General features: G+C 31.8%; 2 protein-coding genes. Both read left to right on the top strand.

Annotated elements, in window-relative coordinates; genetic code table 11:
• Positions 1-183: 183 nt before the first annotated feature.
• Complete coding sequence (locus CD122_RS11430; protein ID WP_103359035.1) at positions 184-447, top strand: DUF2087 domain-containing protein; 264 nt, start codon at positions 184-186, stop codon at positions 445-447.
• Positions 444-1,492, top strand: a 1,049-nt coding sequence (locus CD122_RS11425; RefSeq protein ID WP_103359034.1) for an MFS transporter, incomplete at its 3' end; no start/stop codon positions are given. The genes CD122_RS11430 and CD122_RS11425, both read left to right, overlap by 4 nt.

The raw sequence follows: 1,492 nt of genomic DNA, 5'->3' as shown, positions 1-1,492 counted from the left end.
CTGTTGAATCTTTAGAAAAGTTTATAAGTGACTTAGTATCAATCGTATAATTCATATTTCATTGCCTGTATTTATATTCATACAGGTTTTTATTTTCAAATTAAATGCTATGCACAAAATTAAATTTGAAATATTTAGATAATTATGTCATGATTTAGACATAATTAATTGGGGGATGGAATGATGACAGATGTTATACAACGATTTATGAAAAATGGCCAAATAATCACATTGCCTAGAAAAGAGAAAGATAAAATTGAATTACTTAAACTGATTCTTGCAGATTTCAATATCAATAAGTCATATTCTGAACGAGAAGTGAATGAAATATTACAAAAGTATTATGATGATTTTGTTGTACTGAGACGTTATTTAGTCGATTACGCCATGTTAATAAGAGATAAAGAGGGTAGGCATTATTGGGTGAATAACGGTGATGACTCATGAGTAATAAACGGCTAAGTGTTTTATATATCACATTTAATACTTTTATAATTTCTGGTGTTGCGTTGTTCACGCCAATTCTTTATATTTTTTTAGTTGAGCTTGGTTATAGTTATACGGAAGTCGGCGTGTATTTATCAGTTTTTTGGGGTGCTGCTGCGCTAAGTGAGTTACCGTCTGGCATTTTAGCAGATACAATTGGTCAAAAGAAAATAGTTATGCTCAGTTGTGTGTTAAGAGCTGTTGGCTTAGCTATGTTGATTACAGATAATTTTGTGTTATTAATGCTATCTGGTTTGATCACCGGAATCGCTGAGGCAATGTTATCTGGAAGTCTAAGTAGTTGGTATATGAATCAATTAGAAGATAAAAGTACTGTCTCGTTAGATCGTGTTTTTTCAAGAGTTGCGTTCTTTGGTGCGCTGTTTTCTTTATGTATAGGCTTTGTCAGTGCACAGTTTTTATTTAAGGTTTATTTATTTTTGCCAGTGATGATAAGTGTACTTTTCTTTGTAGTGTTGGCTATTGTGATATACTTTGTGTTACCTGAACGAAAATTAAATATAAGATCCAATGAATTAACTGCTGGTTTTGAAAAAGTCGAACAATCATGGATGCAAAATGCTCGTAACATTTGGGTGCTATTTAGAAGTAATAATGTATTGTTTGTCGTTTTGTTATTGTTAATTGTACCGACAATATTGGATATAGGGCCTTCAAATCAATGGCAAGCGGCGTTTAGTGATGAGATTGGTTTTCTATGGATAGGAATCTCTGTAATGGGGATACTCACAAATTTAGCAATTCCCAAAATACCGAAAATAGGAAGTGGTCTCCAAGAAATTATTTTCTACATGGTTCTTGATATTCCGATTATTGTTCTTATTACGTTTTCGAAACTAAGTATTGTATTTTTTATGCTCCACATTATTATTTTTACGATAATGAGTATAAAAATAAGTGTGTATATGCATCAACATTTAGTGAAAGATGATGCGTTACGTTCGTCATTTGTATCTACGTTTTACACACTTGAATCACTCATTAC

Source organism: Staphylococcus rostri (assembly GCF_002902145.1).
Taxonomy (GTDB): domain Bacteria; phylum Bacillota; class Bacilli; order Staphylococcales; family Staphylococcaceae; genus Staphylococcus; species Staphylococcus rostri.
This window is presented reverse-complemented; position numbering and strand designations above follow the sequence as displayed.